The organism is Microbacterium sp. STRO-2N, assembly GCF_057747775.1.
Genome location: NZ_CM173223.1, coordinates 3012677 through 3031669, shown reverse-complemented (window position 1 = coordinate 3031669; position 18993 = coordinate 3012677). Strand labels below are relative to the sequence as shown.

Genomic DNA, 18993 nt, shown 5'->3' with positions numbered 1-18993 from the left:
GGGTCACTCGACGCCAGGCTCCCGGCGGGGTTCGGCGAGCTCCGGGTCATGCGCCCAGGTCGGGGCGAGGGCGCGGATGCGCGCCGCCCGCCACTGCCACACGCCCCACAGCACGGGCCACAGCGCCGGGGCGGTGGGGCCTCCGATCACGAGGCGGTCGCGCCACAGCGTCTTGCCGGGCACGCGGGGCGCCGGCGAGATCGCCATCTGGTGATCCCACACGTCGAGGCTCGCGAGCGGACCGGTGAGCGGGATGCCGCTGTCACGGAAGATCCGCACGGGGCCGCTCGGCTCGTTCACGATGCGGTCGCTCGTGTGGATGAGCTGGCGCCCCATCGGCACGACGCCGAGCGCGGTGAGCTGCACCGGCACGTCGTCGCCGGGACTCCACGACGTCGGCAGCCCGCTCGGCACGAGGAGCTCGACGTCGAGCAGCGGGCCGTAGAGCTCCGCCACCGCGCGCGGCGAATGCAGCGCGCGCCATGCGGCATCGGGGTCGCAGTCGATCACGAGCTTCAGCAGGATCCGCATGCTCCAGTCTCGCACTCGGGCCCGCGCGACCGGCGGGGCCTTGCGGGCATGCAAGGAGTGTGTTTCCGGCCGGAGCGAGTGACGCAGCCGGGTCGGACGGGATGGATGCCGCGGCCTACGCTGGACGGATGCCGGAAAGCGCGTTCGACCAGCACCGATACCAGGTCCGCCACGAGTGGGGCGCTGCCGGACTCGAACGACTCGCACCGGCCGATGTCGTCGTGGTCGTGGACGTGCTGCGGTTCTCGACGACCGTGGCGGATGCCGTGGCCGGCGGTGAGCCGGTCGCGCTCGACGAGGCCGCTCACGCGGTATCGCTGAACGGCGCCGCGGTGGCGGTCGCCGCGGCGAGCGCGGGCGGCGTCGTGATGCTCGGATGCCTCCGCAACGCGTCCGCGGTCGCGCGCGCGATCCTCGACGAGCAGCGGCGCCGCGGCGACCGCACGAGCATCGCGATCATCGCTGCGGGCGAGCTGGCCGGCCGTGAGCCCGGCGCTCCGCTGCGGTTCGCGGTCGAGGATCAGCTCGGTGCCGGCGCCATCGTCGACGCCCTCGGCGCGCTCGGCATCGACCACACGTCACCCGAGGCCGCAGCGGCCGGCGAGGCGTTCCGGGGACTGCGCGGGGCGGTGCGGCACCTTCTCACTGCGAGCGGCTCGGGCCAGGAGCTCCTCGACCTCGGCCGCCGCGACCACGTGCTGAACGCGGCCGCGGTGGATGCGGCATCCGTCGTCCCGGTGCTGCGCGACGGCGTGTTCGTGGCGTACTGACTAGCGCGGGGTCATCGCGGCCAGACGCGCCGCGGGCGTGATCTCGCGCCGCGTCCACGTGAACAGGTACCGCTCGTCGAACACGCGGGCGCACTTCGCGCAAGACGTCGGACGCGTCGCCTTGCGGTGCCGGTACGCCACGTGCCCCGACGGGCACACCCCGATCCATCGGGCGAGCTCCGTCGCCGTCTCGCCGTGATGGGTCGTGCCGCCCACGTAGCCGAGCTCTCGCGCCACCGCCTTCCAGCGCGGGCCGTGCCCCGCTCCGGCACCCGCGAGGGCGTGTGCGACCTCGTGCAGCAGCGTCTGGTGGTTGGTGTCGTCGTCGTAGCGAGCGGCGAGGTAGCGCGACACGCTGATGCGCTTGCGCGAGTAGTCGCACAGCCCGGCACGGCGCTTGGCGCTGTCGAAGGCGAACGTCCACGACGAGTCGAGGTGGGCGGCGATGAGGGCCTCGGCCCAGTGCCGCACGCGATGCAGTTCCGACATGAATGGGAGGCTAGAACGTATCTACGACACTCGAGCGGCCGACGGCGTCAGCTGGCGACGGATGCCGCGGCCCGGCGCCGGTCGGCGGCGTCGATGGCGAGCAGCGTCGACTCGAGCTGGTCGTCGGTCGCGCCGGCCTCCTGGCGGAGGAACAGCGCACGCTTGAAGTCCTTGCGGGCCGACTCGTACTCGCCGTCGTCGTAGTGGACCTTGCCGCGGTGCTGGTAGGCGAACGCCGCGATACCGGCCCAGCCCTGACCCTCCGCCTCCTCGGCGCACATGGTGAGCTCCTGCTCGGCGGCGCCGTAGGCACCGCGCGCCTGCAGCACGGTGGCGTGCAGGATGCGGGCGCGCAGCAGGTCCTTGCGGGTGCCCGCCATGCGGGCGACGCGCACCGACTGCTCCGAGACGACGAGGGCGTCCTCGGTGCGATCGAGCACCTTCAGCAGCCACACGCGCTCGAGGAGCGCGGGCAGGCTCCGCTGCTCGCCGATCTCGTCGAGGCGCTCCTTGCACTGCCGGGCGTCCACCTGTTCGCGAAGAGTGTCGGGGTCGTACCCGCGGATGTAGCTCACGTCTGACTCCCTTCGCCGCGCCGGTGGCCTTTCCAGTGTGCCTCCCGGCCCGGCGGTGCCCGGCGTGCCACGCCGGTGTCGGGGACGTCGCAGCCGAGTCAGCGATCGAAGACGGATGCCGAGGGCTTGGGCGACGGCGTCGCGTCGGCGTCGGTGGCGACCCGCGCGCCGCGCGCGAAGTCGTCGACCTCGCGGCCCTCGGCGACCTTGGCGGGATGCGGGCCGGCGGCCATGAGCCGCGGCAGCCACTCCGTCGGGAGTGGTGCGCGGGACGCCGCGATCACGAGGTTGCCGAACCGGCGGCCCTTGAGCGTCTGCACCTCGGCCAGCACGATGACGTGCGGGAGCACCGCCTGGACGGTCGCGACCTGCCGACGGGCGAAGGCCAGGCCGGCGCCGTCGGCCACGTTGACCAGCAGCACGCCGTCGGGCGCGAGGAACCGCACGGCCTCGGTGAAGAACTCCACCGTGGTCAGGTGAGCGGGGGTCTGCGCGCCGGAGTAGACGTCCGACACGACGAGGTCGGCGGCGCCGACGAGACCCGCCGGCAGCCGGCGCAGCACCTCGCGCGCGTCGCCGATCCGCACCCGGATCGACGCGCCGCGAGGCAGCGGCACGTGCTCCCGCACGAGGTCCCACAGCGCAGGCTCGAGCTCGACCACCTGCTGCCGCGACCCCGGCCGCGTCGCCTCGACGTACCGCGGGATGGTGAGCGCGCCCGCCCCGAGATGGACCGCCGTCAGCGGCTGCCCCGGCATCCGCAGCCGGTCGATCACCGCCGCCATTCGGGCGACGTACTCGAAGTGCAGGTGCGTCGGATCGTCGAGGTCGACATGCGACTGCGGCGTGCCGTCGACGTCGAGCTCCCACCCTCCGCCGAACGCCGACGGGACGATGCGCGCGAGCGTGCCGTCGCTCAGCCGGGCGGACGGACCGGATGCCTCTTCCCTCGCCCGAGCCATGGCCACCACGCTATCGTCCAGCACGACAATCGAGCCGCCGATTGCGCTCCTCGCTCAGCGATCGGACCGGAGGCTGCGCAGATCGCCCGGATTCCGGCATCCGGCCATGTCGAAACACAATCGAGACACAGGTGTAATCGTCGGTGCCGTCACGTCCGGGTAGCGTCGGAGGATCACACCCCGATGAGGGCTGAGCGCACCCGGGCTCCACGACGACGTGCAGCCGGCCCACACGATATGGAAGGTGCACAGCACATGCTCCACACATCGAGAAGGCGCTGGCTCGCCGGCGCCGCGGCGATCGCCGTCGGTGCGGTCGTCCTCACCGCCTGCGCGAGCCAGCGCGACGAAGGCGGCGCCACCGACGACGGCGACGGCGACGTCGACTCGACGTTCGTCTTCGGCGCGTCCGGTGACATCTCCGGCCTCGACCCTGCGATGGCCAACGACGGTGAGACGTTCCGCGTCTCACGTCAGATCTTCGAGGGGCTCGTGGGCGTCGAGCCCGGAACGGCCGACCCCGCGCCGGGTCTCGCCGAGAGCTGGGAGCAGTCCGAGGACGGCCTGACGTACACGTTCCAGCTGAAGGAGGGCGTCACCTTCCACGACGGCACCGACTTCAACGCCGAGGCGGTCTGCTTCAACTTCGACCGGATGAACAACTTCACCGGCGTGGCGGCGAGCGAGAGCCTGTCGTACTACTGGGGCAAGCTCATGCGCGGCTACGCCGACACCGGCACCTCGATCTACGGCAGCTGCGAGGCGCCGAGCGAGACCGAGGCGGTGATCACGCTGACGCAGCCGTTCGCCGGCTTCATCCCCGCGCTGTCGCTGCCGTCGTTCGCGATCCAGAGCCCCACGGCGCTCGAGGAGTACGCCGCCGACGAGGTCGGCGGAACCGCGGAGGCGCCCGTGCTCAGCGAGTACGCCCAGGGCCACCCGGTCGGCACCGGTCCGTTCATGTTCGAGTCATGGTCGCCCGGCGAATCGGTGACGCTCACCGCTTACGAGGACTACTGGGGCGAGCAGGGCCAGGTGCAGGAGGTCATCTTCCAGGTGATCGGCGACACCACCGCTCGCCGCCAGGCGCTCGAATCGGGGAGCATCGACGGCTACGACCTGGTCGCGCCGGCCGACCTCGGCGCGCTCGAGGAGGCCGGGTTCAACCTGGTCAACCGCGACCCGTTCAACATCCTCTACCTCGCCATGAACCAGGCCGTGCCGGAGCTCGCCGACCCGAAGGTGCGCCAGGCGATCGCCCACGCGATCGACAAGGAGCAGTTGGTCACGCAGGTGCTCCCCGAGGGCACCGAGGTGGCGCGCGAGTTCATGCCGCCGGCCGTCATCGGCTGGAACGAGGACGTCACCACGTACGAGTACGATCCCGAGGCTGCCCAGGCGCTGCTCGCCGAGGCGGGCTTCACCGCGGACAACCCGCTGACGCTGCAGTTCAACTACCCCGTCAACGTCTCGCGGCCGTACATGCCCAACCCCGAGCAGATCTACGCGAACCTCGCGTCGCAGCTCGAGGCCGTCGGCATCGTGCTCACCGCGGTCGGCGAGGAGTGGAACCCCACGTACCTCGACCGCATCCAGGGCGGCGCCGACCACGGCATCCACCTGCTCGGCTGGACCGGCGACTACAACGACCCCGACAACTTCGTCGGGACGTTCTTCGCCACGCCCGGCAACGAATGGGGCTTCACCAACGAGGAGCTCACCTCCGCGCTGACCGAGGCCCGTGGCCTGGCCACCGAGGAGGAGCAGGAGGCGGCGTACCTCGAGATCAACGAGCAGATCATGGAGTACCTCCCCGGCATCCCGCTGGCGCACCCGGTGCCGACCCTCGCGTTCGCCGAGCGCGTGACGTCGTACCCGGCCAGCCCGGTGCAGGACGAGGTCTACAACCTGGTCGAGCTCAGCGAGTAACGGCCACCGAGCGGGCGCCGCGGTCGTTCATCCGACCGCGGCGCCCCGCCCGCTGCCGGCTCGCCCCCGCGGCCACGGCCGCCCATTCCTGGAGAAACGACCTCGTGCTTCGCACCATCGGCCATCGCCTCCTCCTGCTCATCCCGACGCTGTTCGGGCTGTCCGTCCTGCTGTTCCTGTGGGTGCGCGCCCTTCCCGGCGGTCCCGCCGTCGCCCTCTTGGGCGAGCGCGCCACGCCCGAGGCGATCGCCGAGATCAACGAGCAGTATGGCTTCAACAAGCCCCTCATCGAGCAGTACTTCATCTGGCTCGGGCAGCTGCTGTCCGGCGACTTCGGCACGTCGCTGCAGACCCGCGCCCCCGTGGTCGAGGAGTTCGCGCGCCGCATGCCGGCCACGCTCGAGCTCAGCATCTTCGCGATCATCATCGCCGTGGGCGTCGGCATCCCGCTCGGATATCTCGCCGCCCGCCGGCACGGCAAGGCGTCGGACCATCTGCTCGTCGGCGCGAGCCTGCTCGGCATCACGATCCCGGTGTTCTTCCTCGCCTTCATCCTCAAGTGGCTCTTCGCCGTCCAGCTGGGCTGGCTGCCCTCGGAGGGCCGCCAGGATCCCCGCCTCGATGCGACGCACTACACGGGCTTCTACGTCCTCGACGGCATCCTCACCGGTGAATGGGATGCCGCGTGGGACGCGTTCCTGCACCTCATCCTGCCCGCCGTGGCCCTCGCGACGATCCCGCTCGCGATCATCGTGAGGATCACGCGCGCCTCGGTCCTCGAGGTGCAGAACTCCGACTACGTGCGCACCGGCATGGCCAAGGGCGTCTCCCGCTCCACCATCCGCAGCCGTTTCATCCTTCGCAACGCGATGCTTCCCGTCATCACGACGATCGGCCTCCAGGTGGGCCTGCTCATCTCGGGCGCCGTGCTCACCGAGACGGTGTTCGCGTTCCCGGGCATCGGGTCGTTCCTGTACCGCGCGATCTTCTCGCGCGACTACCCGGTGCTGCAGGGCTTCATCATCTTCATCGCGATCGGCTACGCCCTCATCAACCTCGCCGTGGACGTGTCGTACAGCTTCATCGATCCGAGAGTGAGAGTCTCATGACCACAGGGCACATTCCCGCGACCGGGGGGTCCCGTATGACCGCAGTGCTCATTCCCGCGACGGGGGGTCCCGTATGACCTCCGCCATGCTCCCTCCCGCGCCCAGCGGCGGACCGGTCGACGACACGTCCGTCGACGACGCGGAGCTGCTCGGCGCGAAGACCTCGGGCGGCGGGTTCTGGCGCGACGTCTTCCGCCGTCTCCGGCGCAACCCCAGCGCGTGGGTGGGCGCCGGCATCATCGCCGTGTTCCTGCTCGTCGCGATCTTCGCACCGCTCCTCGCGCCGTACGGGCCGACCGAGCTCCCGGGTCAGCGCTACATCACGCCGACCCACATCCCGGGGCCCGGCGAGGTGCCCGAGTTCCCGCTCGGCCTCGACCGATTCGGCGGCGACGTGCTGTCGAAGCTCATCTGGGGCGCCCGCGCCACGCTCATCATCGGTGTCGTCTCGACCGCGATCGGCCTCGCCGGCGGCATGCTGCTCGGCTTCCTGTGCGGCATGTTCGGCGGCTGGGTCGACACGCTCATCATGCGCATCGTCGACATCATGCTCTCGGTGCCCTCGCTCCTGCTCGCGGTGTCGATCGCGGCCATCATGGGCCAGAACCAGGCGTCGCTCATGATCGCCATCGGCGTCGTGCAGGTGCCGGTCTTCGCGCGGCTCCTGCGCGCGTCGATGCTGCAGCAGCGGTCCGCAGACTACGTGCTGTCGGCGCAGACCCTGGGCCTCGGCCGCGGGAAGATCACGATGAGCCATGTGCTGCCCAACGCCGTCGGCCCCGTGATCGTCCAGGCCACGCTGTCGCTCGCCACCGCCGTGATCGAGGCGGCCGCGCTGTCGTACCTCGGCCTCGGCGGAGACGTCCCGCAGACGGCGGAGTGGGGCCGCATGCTCACGTATGCGCAGCTGGAGCTCGCGATCGCGCCCTGGCTCGCATTCCTACCGGGCATCTGCATCACGCTGACCGCGCTCGGCTTCACGCTCTTCGGCGAGGCGCTGCGCGAGGCCATGGATCCGCGCACGCGCGCCCGCTGAGGCATCCGGCCTGTCTCGCCGAGAAGCGGCCGGGGTGCGCGCCGGGGGCGTCGCGCCTCAGACCGCGATGTCGAGCTCGTTACCGGGGATCGAGGCGAGCAGACGCCGCGTGTACGGGTCGCGGGGGTTGGTGAAGATCTCCTCGGAGGATGCCGCCTCCACCAGCTGCCCGTCCTTCATCACGCAGACGTAGTCGCTGATGAGGCGCACCACGGCGAGGTCGTGCGAGATGAAGAGGTAGCTGAGGCCGTACTCGCGCTGCAGGTCGCGCAGGAGGGACAGCACCTGGTCCTGCACGAGCACGTCGAGCGCCGACACCGGCTCGTCGCACACGATGAGGTCGGGGGAGAGCGCGAGGGCCCGCGCGATCGCGACGCGCTGGCGCTGGCCGCCCGACAGCTCGGACGGGTAGCGACGCAGCATCGCCTGCGGCAGCGCGACGTCGTCGAGCAGCTGCCGCACGCGCGCGGCGCGCTCCTTCGCCGAGCCCCGCTTGTAGAACTCGAGCGGCTCGGAGATGATCCGCTCGATCGAGAACATGGGGTTCAGCGAGGAGTACGGATCCTGGAAGATCGGCTGCACGCGCTGGCGGAACTCCCGCAGCCGACGTCCCTTGAGCGTCGCGACGTCCTCGCCGTCGAACCGGATCGAGCCCTCGGTGGGGTCGATGACCTTCAGCATCATGCGCGCGGTCGTCGTCTTGCCCGAGCCCGATTCGCCGACGATCGCGACGGTCTCGCCCCGGGGGATCGCGAACGACACGTCCTTGACGGCGGCGAAGTCCTCCTTGGAGCCGCGCACCTGGTAGATCTTCGTGAGGCCCTCGACCTCGACGATGTTGTCGACGGGCTCCTCGCCCTGAGGCTCTGCCTCGGCAGCGGGTCCTGCGACCCGCGGCTCGGAGACCGCCGCGGGCGCGGCATCCGTCGTCTGCACGGCCGGGGTGATGTCGGGCGGGGTGATGTCGGGCGTCGTGGGCGCGGGTGCCGCGGTGCGGAAGACCTCCGGGCGCAGCCGGACGGCCGCGACCGACGGCGCCGCCTTGACGAGCGCCTGCGTGTACGGGTGCTGCGGGTCCTCGAGGATCTGCCTCGCCGGTCCCTGCTCGACGATGCGCCCGCGGTTCATCACGACCACGCGCGACGCGCGCTCGGCGGCGAGTCCGAGGTCGTGGGTGATGAGCATGACAGCCGTGCCGCGCTCGCTCGTCATGCGCTCGAGCTGGTCGAGGATCGTCTTCTGCACGGTCACGTCGAGGGCGCTCGTGGGCTCGTCGGCGATCAGCAGCTTGGGATCGCAGGCGAGCCCGATCGCGATGAGCGCGCGCTGGCGCATGCCGCCGGAGAACTCGTGCGGGTACTGCTTGGCGCGCTCCTCGGCGTTGGGCAGGCCCGCGGCGGCGAGGGTCTCCACCACCTTGCGATCGACGTCCCTGCGCGTGGCGAGACCGTGCGCGAGCAGCGTCTCGGCGATCTGCGAGCCGATCCTGGCGACGGGGTTGAGGTTCGACATCGGGTCCTGCGGCACCAGGCCGATCGATCGGCCGCGGATCGTGCGCATGACGCTCTCGGGCGCGCCCACGAGGTCCTCGCCCTCGAAGAGGATGCTGCCCTGCGTGACCCTGCCGTTGCCGGGGAGCAGGCCGATCACCGACATCGCCGTGGTCGACTTGCCCGAGCCGGACTCGCCGACGATGGCGAGCGTCTCGCCGGCGGCGAGGTCGAGGTCGACCGCCTCGACGGCGTGGACGGGACCGTCGATCGTCTGGAACTCGACGGCGACGTCACGCACCTGGAGCAGCGGCGCTCCGGCCGCGAGACGTTCGTGGGTTCGGGCCATGCGCTCCATCCTGCCTCCTGGGGCCTCGTCTCGCACGGCCCCACCGCCAGCCTTTACGCATCCGTAACGCGCGCCGCCCGTGACTGTCGAGAATTCAGGAAGGACGCGATCTCCCGACCCTGAACCAGGCTCGAGCGCACGGATCTCCTGTGTTCTTCGCACGAGGCGACAGGGCTACCGTAAAGCCGTGGCAGTGATCGACCTCAACGCGGACCTCGGCGAGACGGTCGACGGCCGGCCAACGGCCGACGACGAGGCGATGTTCGCCGTGATCTCGAGCGCGAACGTCGCGTGCGGCGGCCACGCCGGCGACGCCGCGTCGATGCGTGAGGCGGTCGAGCGCGCGTCGAGGTTCGGCGTGGCTATCGGGGCGCACCCGTCCTATCCCGACCGGAAGAACTTCGGCCGCGTGCGCGTCGCCATGGTCCCGGCGCTGCTCGCCATGGCCGTCGAGGAGCAGCTGCACGCGCTCGCTGCAGCGGGCGCCGACATCCGCTACGTCAAGCCGCATGGCGCGCTGTATCACGCCGTCACCACCGACGCGGAGCAGGCGGATGCCGTCGCCCGCGCCGTCGTCGCGTTCTCGGCGCGACGGGGCAGGCCCCTGCCCGTGCTGGGCCTCTCCGGCCAGATGGCGCGGGCTGCGGCATCCGTCGGCCTTCCGTACGTGCGTGAGGCGTTCCTCGATCGCGGCTACCGGGCGGACGGGACGCTCGTGCCGCGCACGCAGCCCGGAGCGCTGCTCGACGACCCGGAGGCGGTGGCCGAGCGCGCGGTGCGGCTCGTGCACGACGGCGTCGTGGAGGCCGTCGACGGCGCGCTCGTCGCGGTCGACGCGGCGTCCCTGTGCGTGCACGGCGACTCGCCCGCGGCGGTAGACATGGCCCGCGCGGTGCGCGCCGCGCTGGAGGAGCACGGGGTGGAGGTGCGGGCGCCGTGGTGACGGCCACCGTGCGGCCGATGGGGGAGCGGGCGTTCCTCCTGGAGGTCGGCGACCTCGACGACGTGCTCGCGGTGCATGCCGCGCTGGCCGCGGCACCGCCGACCGGCGTCGTCGACCTCGTTCCCGCGGCGCGCACGGTGCTGGTGCGCGTGGATCCCCGGCGGGCCGCGGTGTCGGCGGCGCGCACATGGGCGCTCGCCGCGGCCGCCGAGGCCGTGCGCGGTGCGGAGGTCGAGGGTCCGCTCGTCGAGCTGGAGGTCTCGTACGACGGCGCCGACCTCGCCGAGACGGCGGCGCTGCTGGGGCTCGATCCCGACGAGCTCGTGGAGCGTCACAGCGCCGCGCAGTGGCGTGTCGCGTTCACGGGGTTCGCGCCGGGCTTCGGCTACCTCGTGAGCGACGACTGGACGTTCGACGTGCCGAGGCTGGAGTCCCCGCGCACGCGCGTGCCGGCGGGTTCGGTGGGGCTCGCGGGACGGTTCACGGGTGTGTATCCGCGCGAGACGCCGGGCGGCTGGCGCCTGATCGGCACGACCGGGGCCCGCCTCTTCGACCCGGACGCGGCATTCCCTGCCCTGCTCGCCCCCGGCACACGCGTGCGCTTCCGTCCGGTGCGGGGCGGGGCCGCGGAACGAGGCGGAATCCCGGATCGAGGAGATTCCCGCGCGCATGATCCTCGTTCCGGGAGAAGTCCTCGTCTCGCGGACGGGACAGGCATCAGGATCGTCGAGCCCGGGCTGCTGGCCACCCTGCAGGATCTCGGACGGGCGGGCGCCGCATCCGTCGGCGTCGCTGTATCGGGAGCGCTCGACCGCGGCGCGCTCCGCACCGCCAACCGGCTGCTGGGCAACCCCGAGGGCGCCGCCGGGATCGAGGTCACGATGGGCGGGCTGCGCGCCATCGCTGAGACCGACCTGTGGGTCGCCGTCACCGGCGCGTGGGGCCCGATCCGCCTCGACGGTCGCGAGGTCGACCCGTACCAGGCGCACGGATGGCGCGCGGGCGCCGAGCTGCACCTGGACTGGTTCGCGCACGGCGCGCGTGCGTACGTCGCCGTGCGAGGCGGACTCGACGGTCCCGAGGCGCTCGGATCGCGGGCGACCGACCTGCTCGCCGGGCTCGGCCCCGGACGACTGCGGGCCGGAGACGTCGTCGGCGTGCGGGATGACGCGACAGCCCCCATCCCGGCCGCGCCGCCCAGCCCGTGGGGAGCGCCCCACGACGACGAGCTCGAGCTGGAGCTCGCCCCCGGACCTCGCGCGGACTGGTTCGCCCCGCACGCGCTCGAGACGCTGTTCGACACCGTGTGGACCGTCTCGAACGCCGCCGACCGCGTCGGGGCGCGCCTCGACGGTCCCGAGCTCGCTCGACTGCGCACCGACGAGCTGCCGAGCGAGGGCATGGTCCCGGGCGCGCTGCAGGTTCCGCCGAGCGGCCGGCCCACGATCCTCCTCGCCGACGGACCGGTCACGGGCGGCTATCCCGTCATCGCGGTGGTGACGGATGCCGCACTCGACCTCGTCGCGCAGGCCCGGCCCGGCACGCGCATCCGGTTCCGCCACGCGCGCACGACCGCGTGACCGCCTGGACGGACCCCGCTCAGCCGATGCCCTCCTCTTCCAGCAGGTCGGCGGTGGCGCGCAGGATCGCGACGATCGCCGCTGTCCGCTTGCCGTCTCCGCCGTGCTCGCGCTTCGCCGGCGGCACCGACGGCGGCGCGAGGGTCATGACATCGATCGCCGGAGCGAGCAGCGGCCGCGCCGCGAGCACGTCGTCGGCAGTGAGCTGCGGGGTCTGCGTGCGCACGCCGAGCTCGGCGATCACGGCATCCACGAACGCGCGGTTGGTGAGCGACTCGCCGCGCGCGAGCACCTGCAGGGCGGCCGCGGTGAACACGCCCTGGCCGTCCCGCTCCATCGCCACCTCGTTCGGCAGGCACGCGCTGATGAGCACCTCGCGGCGGATCGCGGTCGGGCGGTTGCGCGTGGTGTTGCGCCCGCGGGAGGGCTCCGACGCGAGGACGACCTCGCGGGCCCGCTCGCGTCGTTCGTCGCCGGTGGGCACGCCGCGGCTGCGGGCGTAGTCATCCTCGAGCGCCTTGTCGGGCTTGACCAGGCGTGCGCGGGCGCGCGGGCCGGGCGGAGCGGGGTCGGGGCGTCCGCCTCGGTTGGCGGTGCCCGAGTGGCAGCTGTCGAACAGCAGCGTGACGGCGACGCCCTCGGGGATGAGGTCCCAGATCTGCGCCAGGTCGTCGTCGACGATGAGCCGGCCCTGGCGGAAGTCGACAGGGCAGAGCGCCTCGTCGGTCGGACCGGCCGCGGCGTCCTCGTCGCCGTCGAGGTCGGGGACGTAGGTGCCGTGGCCGGCGTACTGGATCGCCACCACGTCGCCCGCCTTCGCCTCGGCGACGATGTCGAGCATCGCGCTCAGGATGCCGGTGCGCGTGGCGTCCGCGTCGAGGATCACCTCGGTGCTGAACCCGGCCGCGCCGAGCGCCGCGGACCACGCGGTCGCGTCGGCGACGCAGCCCTGCAGCACGTCGCCCGGCTCCTCGTACGCGTTCACGCCGATGCAGAGCGCCCGCTTGGCCGGTGCCGTGCCGCGAGAGCCGTCGCCGCCGGTGTCCACCGGGAGGGGCGGCATCTCGACCTCTCGGGGTCGCGCCGGGAAGGGCGTGACCGTGTCGCTACCGGTCACCCGCAGTGCGACGGCGGTCATCGTGGCGGGGTCGTTGTCGAAGCCGCCGTGAGTGGTCGCACCGCTGCTGCGGCGCGCGGGCCCGGCGACCGGGCTCAGCACGAGCCGGTCGGCGTGCGCGCTGAGGTAGTCGACGGTGCGCCGGCTGCCGCGCAGATACTTCTCCATGCCGATGATCCCGGCGTCGCGCTCCGGCTCGAACGCTCGTGAGACGAGGTACAGCAGCGACTTGCGGTAGAGGGTGAAGCAGTTGTCGGCGCGCTCCTTGGCATCGGTCATCGTGAACACCGACAGCTCGCCGATCCGATCGTCTTCGGCGGCCTGGAGGAGCGTCTGCTCGAACGTGTCGACGCGCACGGCCGGGGCGAGCAGCGACACCGTGTCGAATCTGGGCACGCCCGCGGCGAGCGCCCGCGGCACGAAGTGGGAGTGGAAGATCGAGCCGGCGCTGTGCCCGACGGCGTGGACGGTCACCTCGTCGCCGTGCGCGGCGACGAAGGCCGCCAGCTCGTCGGCGAGCACCGACGCCCCGCCGCCGTCGAGCGAACCTGCCGCGGCGTCGAGCTTCATGTCGCCCCACACCTGGACCCCGCCCAGCAGTCGTGCGGTGGCCTCGATCACGCCGTCGGTGTAGTCGGTGAATCCGCGCTTGCCGGGCTTTCGGCGCAGGAGGACGTCGGCGAGCGCCGTGAACAGACCGCTCTCCCACACCATGTGGATCGGGTAGACGCCGTTCTGCTTCCACCAGTCGACCTGGGCGTGGGCGGTGGCGAGGCCGGCGGCCCTGTCGACGAGTCCGCCATGCGCGTAGATCACGATCGGCACCGGCGCCTCCGGATGCGCCGCGAGGAACGCCGGAAGGTCCTTCGAGAAGATGCGGCGGATGTCGGCGGCCGTCGTCGCGAACTGCTCCGCGTCCTTCGGGCGCGCGGTGGGGGAGTCCGCCAGCTCACCGTCCTGGGTGGCGATGACGTGCGGGCGCAGCGCCGCGAGCTGTGCGGGCGTGAGCCCGCCACGCGCTGCCCCGGCATCGGCGCCGGGAGCGGGTGTGGCGTCGGGCTTCGCCGGCGCAGCGGCGCGGGTGCGTGAGGTGGTGGCCATGTCGGCTCCCATCGGTCGTGGAGTGGTGGTCTGGGTCACGTGGTGCTCAGTCGCGCGCGGGGATCGGCGAACACGGCGAACGCGTAGGCGCTGAGGTCGCCCGCGTCGCGGCACGCTGCTCGCGCCAGGCGTGTCGCCTCCGCGAGCGGAAGGCCGTCGTCGAAGAGCGCGCGGTAGAGCTCGGCGACGAAGCGCGACGCGACGTCGTCGCGCACCGCCCAGCTGCAGCCGACGAACGCGGCCACGCCGCCGCGCAGGAACGCCTCGGCGAACCCGCCGAGGCCGGTGGGCCCGGACTGGAGCCGGCCGACGTCGCACGCGCTGAGGAACACGAACGGGCCCGGCGTGTCGGCATCCGCGATCACCCGGTCGGGCAGATCGGCGCGGGCGTCGGTCTCGGCGTAGCTGGAGCCGTCGGGCGCCACCGGCTCGGCGAAGGCCGCGAGCAGCAGCTCCTGGCAGGCGGGGTCGCTGGGGCGCCAGCGTCCGTGGCCCGCGAAGTGCAGCAGGTCGAACCCGGCGGCGATGCTCGCGCTCAGCTGCGCACGGTCCTCGGGTGCGGGTGTGATCCCGCCGAAGCGCGAGCGCAGCGCAGCGACCACTTCCGCGGTGCGGGCGAGCCGCAGCCCCTCCTCGGCGTAGTCGGGCGAGACGGTGAGCACTCGGTCGGGAGAGATGGGGATCCGCTGGGGTCGTGCGGTGTCGTACACGAACCTCACGAGGCCGCCGTCGCCGAGGAACAAGGCCCGGGAGGCCGCTCCCGGCGCCGCGAGGCACATGATCTCCCACGGCAGGTCGACCTCGGCCGACGTCTGCACGATCAGACCGTCCAGCTCGGCGCGGTGACGCAGCAGCAGTGCGCGCACGTCCGGCCCGAGGATCCTCCTGGCCAGCCAGCTGCCGTGCTCCGCCAGCTCCGACTCGGCCGCCTTCGCGCGTTCGTCGTCGGGGAAGCCGTCGAGATGCTGACGGATGCCGCGCACCTTGCCGTAGAGAAGGTCGACGAAGCGCGACTTGCTGCCGAGGACCGCGGTGTGCTCTGCGCGCTCGCCGCCGATCGACGCCGCGATCCGCAGCGTCGAGCGTCCGCCTGCGATCGACTCGTCCACGCGGATCGTGGGAAGCTCTGCGAGCTCGGCGGATCGGCCCGAGACCGTGGCACGCGCGCTCCGCGGACCGGGATCGGCGTCGGCCACGCCGGGCCGGACGACCTCCGCGGTGAGCCGCAGCGTCGCCAGCGGCAGCTCGATCGGCTCCTGCCGTACGATCACCGACACCTCGACACGCCCGGCGTCGACCGCGACCAGGCGGAACTCCGCGAGTGCCGGCGGCCGCCCGGAGGCGGGCAGCCGCAGTGTGCGCGTGGCGCGAGCCCCGCGGCGGAAGCGCAGACCTCGGGGCATGACCGTGATCGTGACCGGCCGCGCGGCGTCGATCGCGATCACGGCGTCGTCGTGAGAGGCGCCGGGCGTGGGGGCGAGCGGGTCGCGCGACAGCCGCACCCGCACCGTGACCTCCTGCCCCTGCTCCGCGCGGGCCGGCATCTCGGCATCGACGTGTGCGGGCGTGGGTGCCGTCTCGTGCTCCGGCGCGGTCTCCTCCTCGGGGCCGACCTCGGGAGGTGTCGGAGCGGGCGGAGGCGGTTGCGGAGGTTCCAGCGTCGGGGGCGGCGGGACCGGCGCAGGCGGCGGTGGCGCCGGTTCGGGTGGCGGCGGAGCCGGCGCGGTCTCCGGCACCCCGCCGTCTTCGCCCGCCTCCTCGCCCCCGGCACCCATGCCGCCCTGCGAGACCTCGCGCTCGAGCCGGTCGAGACCTGCCCATGAGTCGCTCGCGACGACCGTCACGTGCACCCGCTCACCCGCAGCGACGCGGACGTGGGCCGAGTGGCCCGTGCCGTCCCCCACGAGGCGGACGAACTCGGTGCTGTCGTCGCGGCTCACGATCGCCGCGAAGTGCTCACCCGCGGCCCCGGCCACGCGGATCGTCGCGACGCCGCCGTGCTCAGACTCGACGACCGCATCCGCGAGGAGCCTCACGCCCTCCGCGTTCGGCAGGGACTCCGACGCGGGATCGACCCGCGCATCGATGCCGGCGCCGACGATCTCGACGACGCCATGCGGCACGTCTGGAACGCCATCCATCCCGACTCCCCGTTCACCCCGCCCGCGAGCCCGGCCCCAGCCCGGAGGTCCGTGGCTCGATGCGCGGGCACGCCTTCCCTGCCCGAGAGCGACCGGTCGCGCCCGCTGATACGTGCACATCATGGACCCGTCCGGCACGGTTGCGCCACGTCCGCCGCGTGGCTACCAGGTGCGCACGACCTCCGCCACGCCGGCGAACTCCTCCTCCGAAAGCGCCAGCTGCAGCGCCTCGGCCATCGTGAGATCGGCGCCCGCAGCCTCGCCGGCGGCGACGCTCGCCGGATCGCGCCCTCGCAGGATCTCGAGGTACGGCGTGTGGACGGTGAACGCCTCGACGTCGAAGATCCCGATGCGCCGGCGGATCTCGCCGGCCGCCACCGCGAGAGCAGCCGCGCGCCACGCCTCGCCATGGGCGGCGGCGACGGCGCACACGCCCTCGAGCCCGTACGCGACGCCTTCGTCGTAGTGGAGACGGATCGACAGCAGCAGCGTGTGCACGAACTCCTCCGCCGACTCCTCGATGCGTCCGAGCTGGAAGTTCAGGCGCGAGCGCAGATTGCCGGCGACCGACGTGGTGAACAGATCGCCACCCGACTCGGCCACCGTCGTCGCGCGATCGAAGTGCGCGAGCGCATCGTCCGTTGCGCCTCGCACCCACGCCAGACGCCCCAGCGAGACCTCGGTGATCGCCTCGGCCCAGCCGTTGCCGAGCTCGCGCAGCCGCATCACGGCCTCCCGCAGCTCCGCCTCGGCCTTGTCGGCATCGGGGTCCGACAGCTGCACGCGCGCCGTCGCGCGCGCCGCCAGCGCCATGGCCGCGGCGTCCGCGTCGCCGCTCTCGGCGAACAGCCGCACGCACTCGCCGAGCCCCGCCACGACCTGCTCGCTGGGGCGCTGCCACATCTCGCCCCACAGCGCGAAGAACCACGCGATCGCGCGCGTGTGCGGGGTGATCGGATGCTCGTGCTGCTTCTCGAGGAGCTCGAGCATCCACAGCCGCACCTCGGCGAAGAAGCCCGAGATCCACCAGTAGATGAGGAGGCTCCACGCGAAGTCGCCGGCCTCGTCGAGGCGACCTGTGTAGATCAGATGCCGCACCGCCGCACGGAGGTTGGGAAGGTCGAGCCCGAGCCGGGCGACCGCCTCGACCTGACCCGGCCCACCGAGGTCGGGCGCGACGCGGCGCACGAGCCCGCGGTAGTGGTCGGCGTGCGCCACCCGGACGGAGTCCGCGTCGCCGCGCTCCTTCAGCCGCCCGAGCGCGTACTCGCGCACGATCGACAGCAGCGAGAACACGCGCCGCCCGCCGATCTCCGCCTGCTTCACCAGCGAGCCGTCCACGAGTGCCGCGAGCGCGTCGATCGCCTGACCGTCCCACGAGCGACCCGCGCCCATCGCCTCGACGGCGTCGAGTGTGAAGCGCGTCGCGAACACCCCGAGGTCCTCGAGGAGGTCGCGCTGCGCCTCGGGCAGGAGGCTCACGCTCCAGTCGATCGTGGCCCGCATCGTGCGGTGGCGCTCGGGGAGGTCGCGCACCGCCGCTGTCAGCAGCGGCAGGCTGTTCACCAGCCGCTCGGCGATCTCTCCCGGACTGAGCAGCCGCACCTTCGCCGCGGCCAGCTCGATGGCCAGGGGCAGTCCGTCGAGCGTCCGGCAGATGTCGGCGAGGGCGCCGGCGTTGTCACGGGTGACATCGAACCGGGGGTCGACGGCCTGCGCGCGATCCACGAACAGCGCCACGGCCGCCGACCGGGTGGTGCGATCGAGGCTCGCGGGCGCGTCGCCGGGCGGGGTCGTGAGCGCCGGGACGTCGTACACGCGCTCGCCGCGGATGTGCAGCACGATGCGGCTCGTCACGAGGAACGTCGCCTTCGGCGCGACCGAGTACAGCCGCACCAGCACGGGTGCGGCATCCACGATCTGCTCGAAATTGTCGAGCACGATCAGCACCCGGCGATCCTCCAGCGCGTGCGCGATGCGCTCTTCGATGGCGGCCTCGCCGTTGTCGCGGATGCCGAGATAGTAGGCGATCGTCGGCAGGAGCAGTCCCGGCTCGAGCACGCCCTCCAGCAGGACGAAGTACACGCCGTCGGGGAACAGGTCCTCGCACGCGAGCGCCGTCTCGATCGCGAGGCGGCTCTTGCCGATCCCTCCGGGACCGATGAGGCTCACCACGCGATCGGTGCCGCGAGCGAGGAGCGTCCGAACCGCGTCGATGTCTGCTTCCCGGCCGATCGTCTTCGTGTACGGGACGGGCACACGGCCGACGAGGGTGGGCCCGGAGTCTTCGGAAGACGCGTCGGGGGCGCGGGACTCGTCGAATCGCTCGGCCAGCAGCATCGCGAGGTCGCCGGCCACCTGATCTTCGAGCTCGTCCGCCGTCGTGAAGCGCAGATAGGCCGCGGTGTCATCGGCCTGGATCCGCGCGATCAGCTGGGAGAGGCGCCCGTCGCGCCCATCCGCGTCCTTCACGTAGATGAGCCGGGGCATGCCGCGGGGCGCGAGGTTGTACTCGTCCTCGAGGCCGGACACCTCCTCGCCGGGGGCGACCCAGCCGTAACTGGCCCCGTAGATGCCGACGAAGACATCGCTCTGCGCGAGGTACGAGCGGTACAGGTCGCGCGGCGGATGCGGACGCGCCCCGAGCTCGAACATGACCGGCGCAAGGCGCAGCCGCTCCACGGCTCGGCGCACAGCCTGCCGTTCCTCTGCGAGCTCGCGAAGGGTCGAACTCACGAACACCCGGATCCGCTGATCTGGCGTGCGGATGACGGGGTGTTCCTCCCCAGTCATGTGCACATCATGGACCCGGACGGTGCGGTTGCGCCACGGGTGTCGCGTTGCGGCTGCGACGGATGCTCTTCCGGCGGA

General features: G+C 72.4%; 14 protein-coding genes. 6 read left to right on the top strand and 8 right to left on the bottom strand.

All coding sequences use genetic code 11. The annotated features are described in order from the left end of the window. Positions 1-3: 3 nt before the first annotated feature. Entirely contained in the window at positions 4-531 is a 528-nt protein-coding gene (locus AC3ANN_RS14055) for a hypothetical protein (protein WP_488338002.1), read from the bottom strand. A gap of 128 nt (positions 532-659) precedes the next feature. Here AC3ANN_RS14055 and AC3ANN_RS14050 point away from each other — a divergent pair, with 128 nt between their 5' ends. Further along, positions 660-1301 (top strand): 2-phosphosulfolactate phosphatase, encoded by a 642-nt coding sequence (locus AC3ANN_RS14050; protein WP_488338001.1) that lies wholly within the window; start codon positions 660-662, stop codon positions 1299-1301. On the opposite strand, the gene AC3ANN_RS14045 is transcribed toward AC3ANN_RS14050, so the two are convergent. From AC3ANN_RS14045 to AC3ANN_RS14035, 3 genes are all read right to left on the bottom strand, one after another. Beyond that, entirely contained in the window at positions 1302-1790 is a 489-nt protein-coding gene (locus AC3ANN_RS14045; RefSeq protein ID WP_488338000.1) for a SprT-like domain-containing protein, read from the bottom strand. It abuts the gene before it with no gap. Between the two features lie 47 nt (positions 1791-1837). Next, positions 1838-2365, bottom strand: coding sequence for a hypothetical protein (locus AC3ANN_RS14040; protein ID WP_488337999.1), 528 nt, complete (start codon positions 2363-2365; stop codon positions 1838-1840). 98 nt (positions 2366-2463) lie between these two features. Beyond that, positions 2464-3327, bottom strand: coding sequence for a spermidine synthase (locus AC3ANN_RS14035; RefSeq protein ID WP_488337998.1), 864 nt, complete (start codon positions 3325-3327; stop codon positions 2464-2466). 255 nt (positions 3328-3582) lie between these two features. On the opposite strand from AC3ANN_RS14035, the gene AC3ANN_RS14030 reads away from it, so the two are divergent. From AC3ANN_RS14030 to AC3ANN_RS14020, 3 genes are all read left to right on the top strand, one after another. Further along, a complete protein-coding gene (locus AC3ANN_RS14030; RefSeq protein WP_488337997.1) occupies positions 3583-5256 on the top strand; it encodes an ABC transporter substrate-binding protein in 1674 nt (557 codons plus the stop codon). A gap of 104 nt (positions 5257-5360) precedes the next feature. Then, the gene (locus AC3ANN_RS14025) at positions 5361-6365 is read left to right on the top strand and encodes an ABC transporter permease (RefSeq protein ID WP_488337996.1); all 1005 of its coding nucleotides are present in this window, start codon (positions 5361-5363) and stop codon (positions 6363-6365) included. 73 nt (positions 6366-6438) lie between these two features. Continuing rightward, on the top strand, positions 6439-7401 hold the full coding sequence (locus tag AC3ANN_RS14020; RefSeq protein WP_488337995.1) for an ABC transporter permease: 963 nt from the start codon (positions 6439-6441) through the stop codon (positions 7399-7401). A gap of 57 nt (positions 7402-7458) precedes the next feature. Here the strand turns inward: AC3ANN_RS14020 and AC3ANN_RS14015 are convergent, their stop codons facing one another. Then, entirely contained in the window at positions 7459-9240 is a 1782-nt protein-coding gene (locus AC3ANN_RS14015) for an ABC transporter ATP-binding protein (RefSeq protein ID WP_488337994.1), read from the bottom strand. Between the two features lie 187 nt (positions 9241-9427). On the opposite strand from AC3ANN_RS14015, the gene AC3ANN_RS14010 reads away from it, so the two are divergent. Next, positions 9428-10183 carry a LamB/YcsF family protein gene (locus tag AC3ANN_RS14010; RefSeq protein WP_488337993.1) on the top strand — a complete coding sequence of 252 codons (756 nt, stop codon included), beginning with the start codon at positions 9428-9430 and terminating at the stop codon, positions 10181-10183. Continuing rightward, positions 10177-11763 (top strand): 5-oxoprolinase subunit B/C family protein, encoded by a 1587-nt coding sequence (locus AC3ANN_RS14005; RefSeq protein ID WP_488337992.1) that lies wholly within the window; start codon positions 10177-10179, stop codon positions 11761-11763. Before AC3ANN_RS14010 ends, AC3ANN_RS14005 begins: the two co-directional genes overlap by 7 nt. A 19-nt stretch (positions 11764-11782) precedes the next feature. Here AC3ANN_RS14005 and AC3ANN_RS14000 read toward each other — a convergent pair whose 3' ends face one another. From AC3ANN_RS14000 to AC3ANN_RS13990, 3 genes are all read right to left on the bottom strand, one after another. Continuing rightward, the gene (locus AC3ANN_RS14000) at positions 11783-13981 is read right to left on the bottom strand and encodes a caspase family protein (RefSeq protein WP_488337991.1); all 2199 of its coding nucleotides are present in this window, start codon (positions 13979-13981) and stop codon (positions 11783-11785) included. Positions 13982-14016: 35 nt separating this feature from the next. After that, the gene (locus tag AC3ANN_RS13995; protein ID WP_488337990.1) at positions 14017-16122 is read right to left on the bottom strand and encodes a DUF7363 domain-containing protein; all 2106 of its coding nucleotides are present in this window, start codon (positions 16120-16122) and stop codon (positions 14017-14019) included. Positions 16123-16284: 162 nt separating this feature from the next. Continuing rightward, complete coding sequence (locus AC3ANN_RS13990) at positions 16285-18915, bottom strand: ATP-binding protein (RefSeq protein WP_488337989.1); 2631 nt, start codon at positions 18913-18915, stop codon at positions 16285-16287. Positions 18916-18993: the final 78 nt, after the last annotated feature.

What these genes read in the sequence shown, in the direction of transcription:
- AC3ANN_RS14055 (WP_488338002.1), bottom strand. Translation starts at nt 531, where the DNA reads ATGCGGATCCTGCTGAAGCTCGTGATCGACTGCGACCCCGATGCCGCA.
- AC3ANN_RS14050 (WP_488338001.1), top strand. Translation starts at nt 660, where the DNA reads ATGCCGGAAAGCGCGTTCGACCAGCACCGATACCAGGTCCGCCACGAG.
- AC3ANN_RS14045 (WP_488338000.1), bottom strand. Translation starts at nt 1,790, where the DNA reads ATGTCGGAACTGCATCGCGTGCGGCACTGGGCCGAGGCCCTCATCGCC.
- AC3ANN_RS14035 (WP_488337998.1), bottom strand. Translation starts at nt 3,327, where the DNA reads ATGGCTCGGGCGAGGGAAGAGGCATCCGGTCCGTCCGCCCGGCTGAGC.
- AC3ANN_RS14030 (WP_488337997.1), top strand. Translation starts at nt 3,583, where the DNA reads ATGCTCCACACATCGAGAAGGCGCTGGCTCGCCGGCGCCGCGGCGATC.
- AC3ANN_RS14020 (WP_488337995.1), top strand. Translation starts at nt 6,439, where the DNA reads ATGACCTCCGCCATGCTCCCTCCCGCGCCCAGCGGCGGACCGGTCGAC.
- AC3ANN_RS14015 (WP_488337994.1), bottom strand. Translation starts at nt 9,240, where the DNA reads ATGGCCCGAACCCACGAACGTCTCGCGGCCGGAGCGCCGCTGCTCCAG.
- AC3ANN_RS14000 (WP_488337991.1), bottom strand. Translation starts at nt 13,981, where the DNA reads ATGGCCACCACCTCACGCACCCGCGCCGCTGCGCCGGCGAAGCCCGAC.
- AC3ANN_RS13995 (WP_488337990.1), bottom strand. Translation starts at nt 16,122, where the DNA reads ATGGATGGCGTTCCAGACGTGCCGCATGGCGTCGTCGAGATCGTCGGC.
- AC3ANN_RS13990 (WP_488337989.1), bottom strand. Translation starts at nt 18,915, where the DNA reads ATGACTGGGGAGGAACACCCCGTCATCCGCACGCCAGATCAGCGGATC.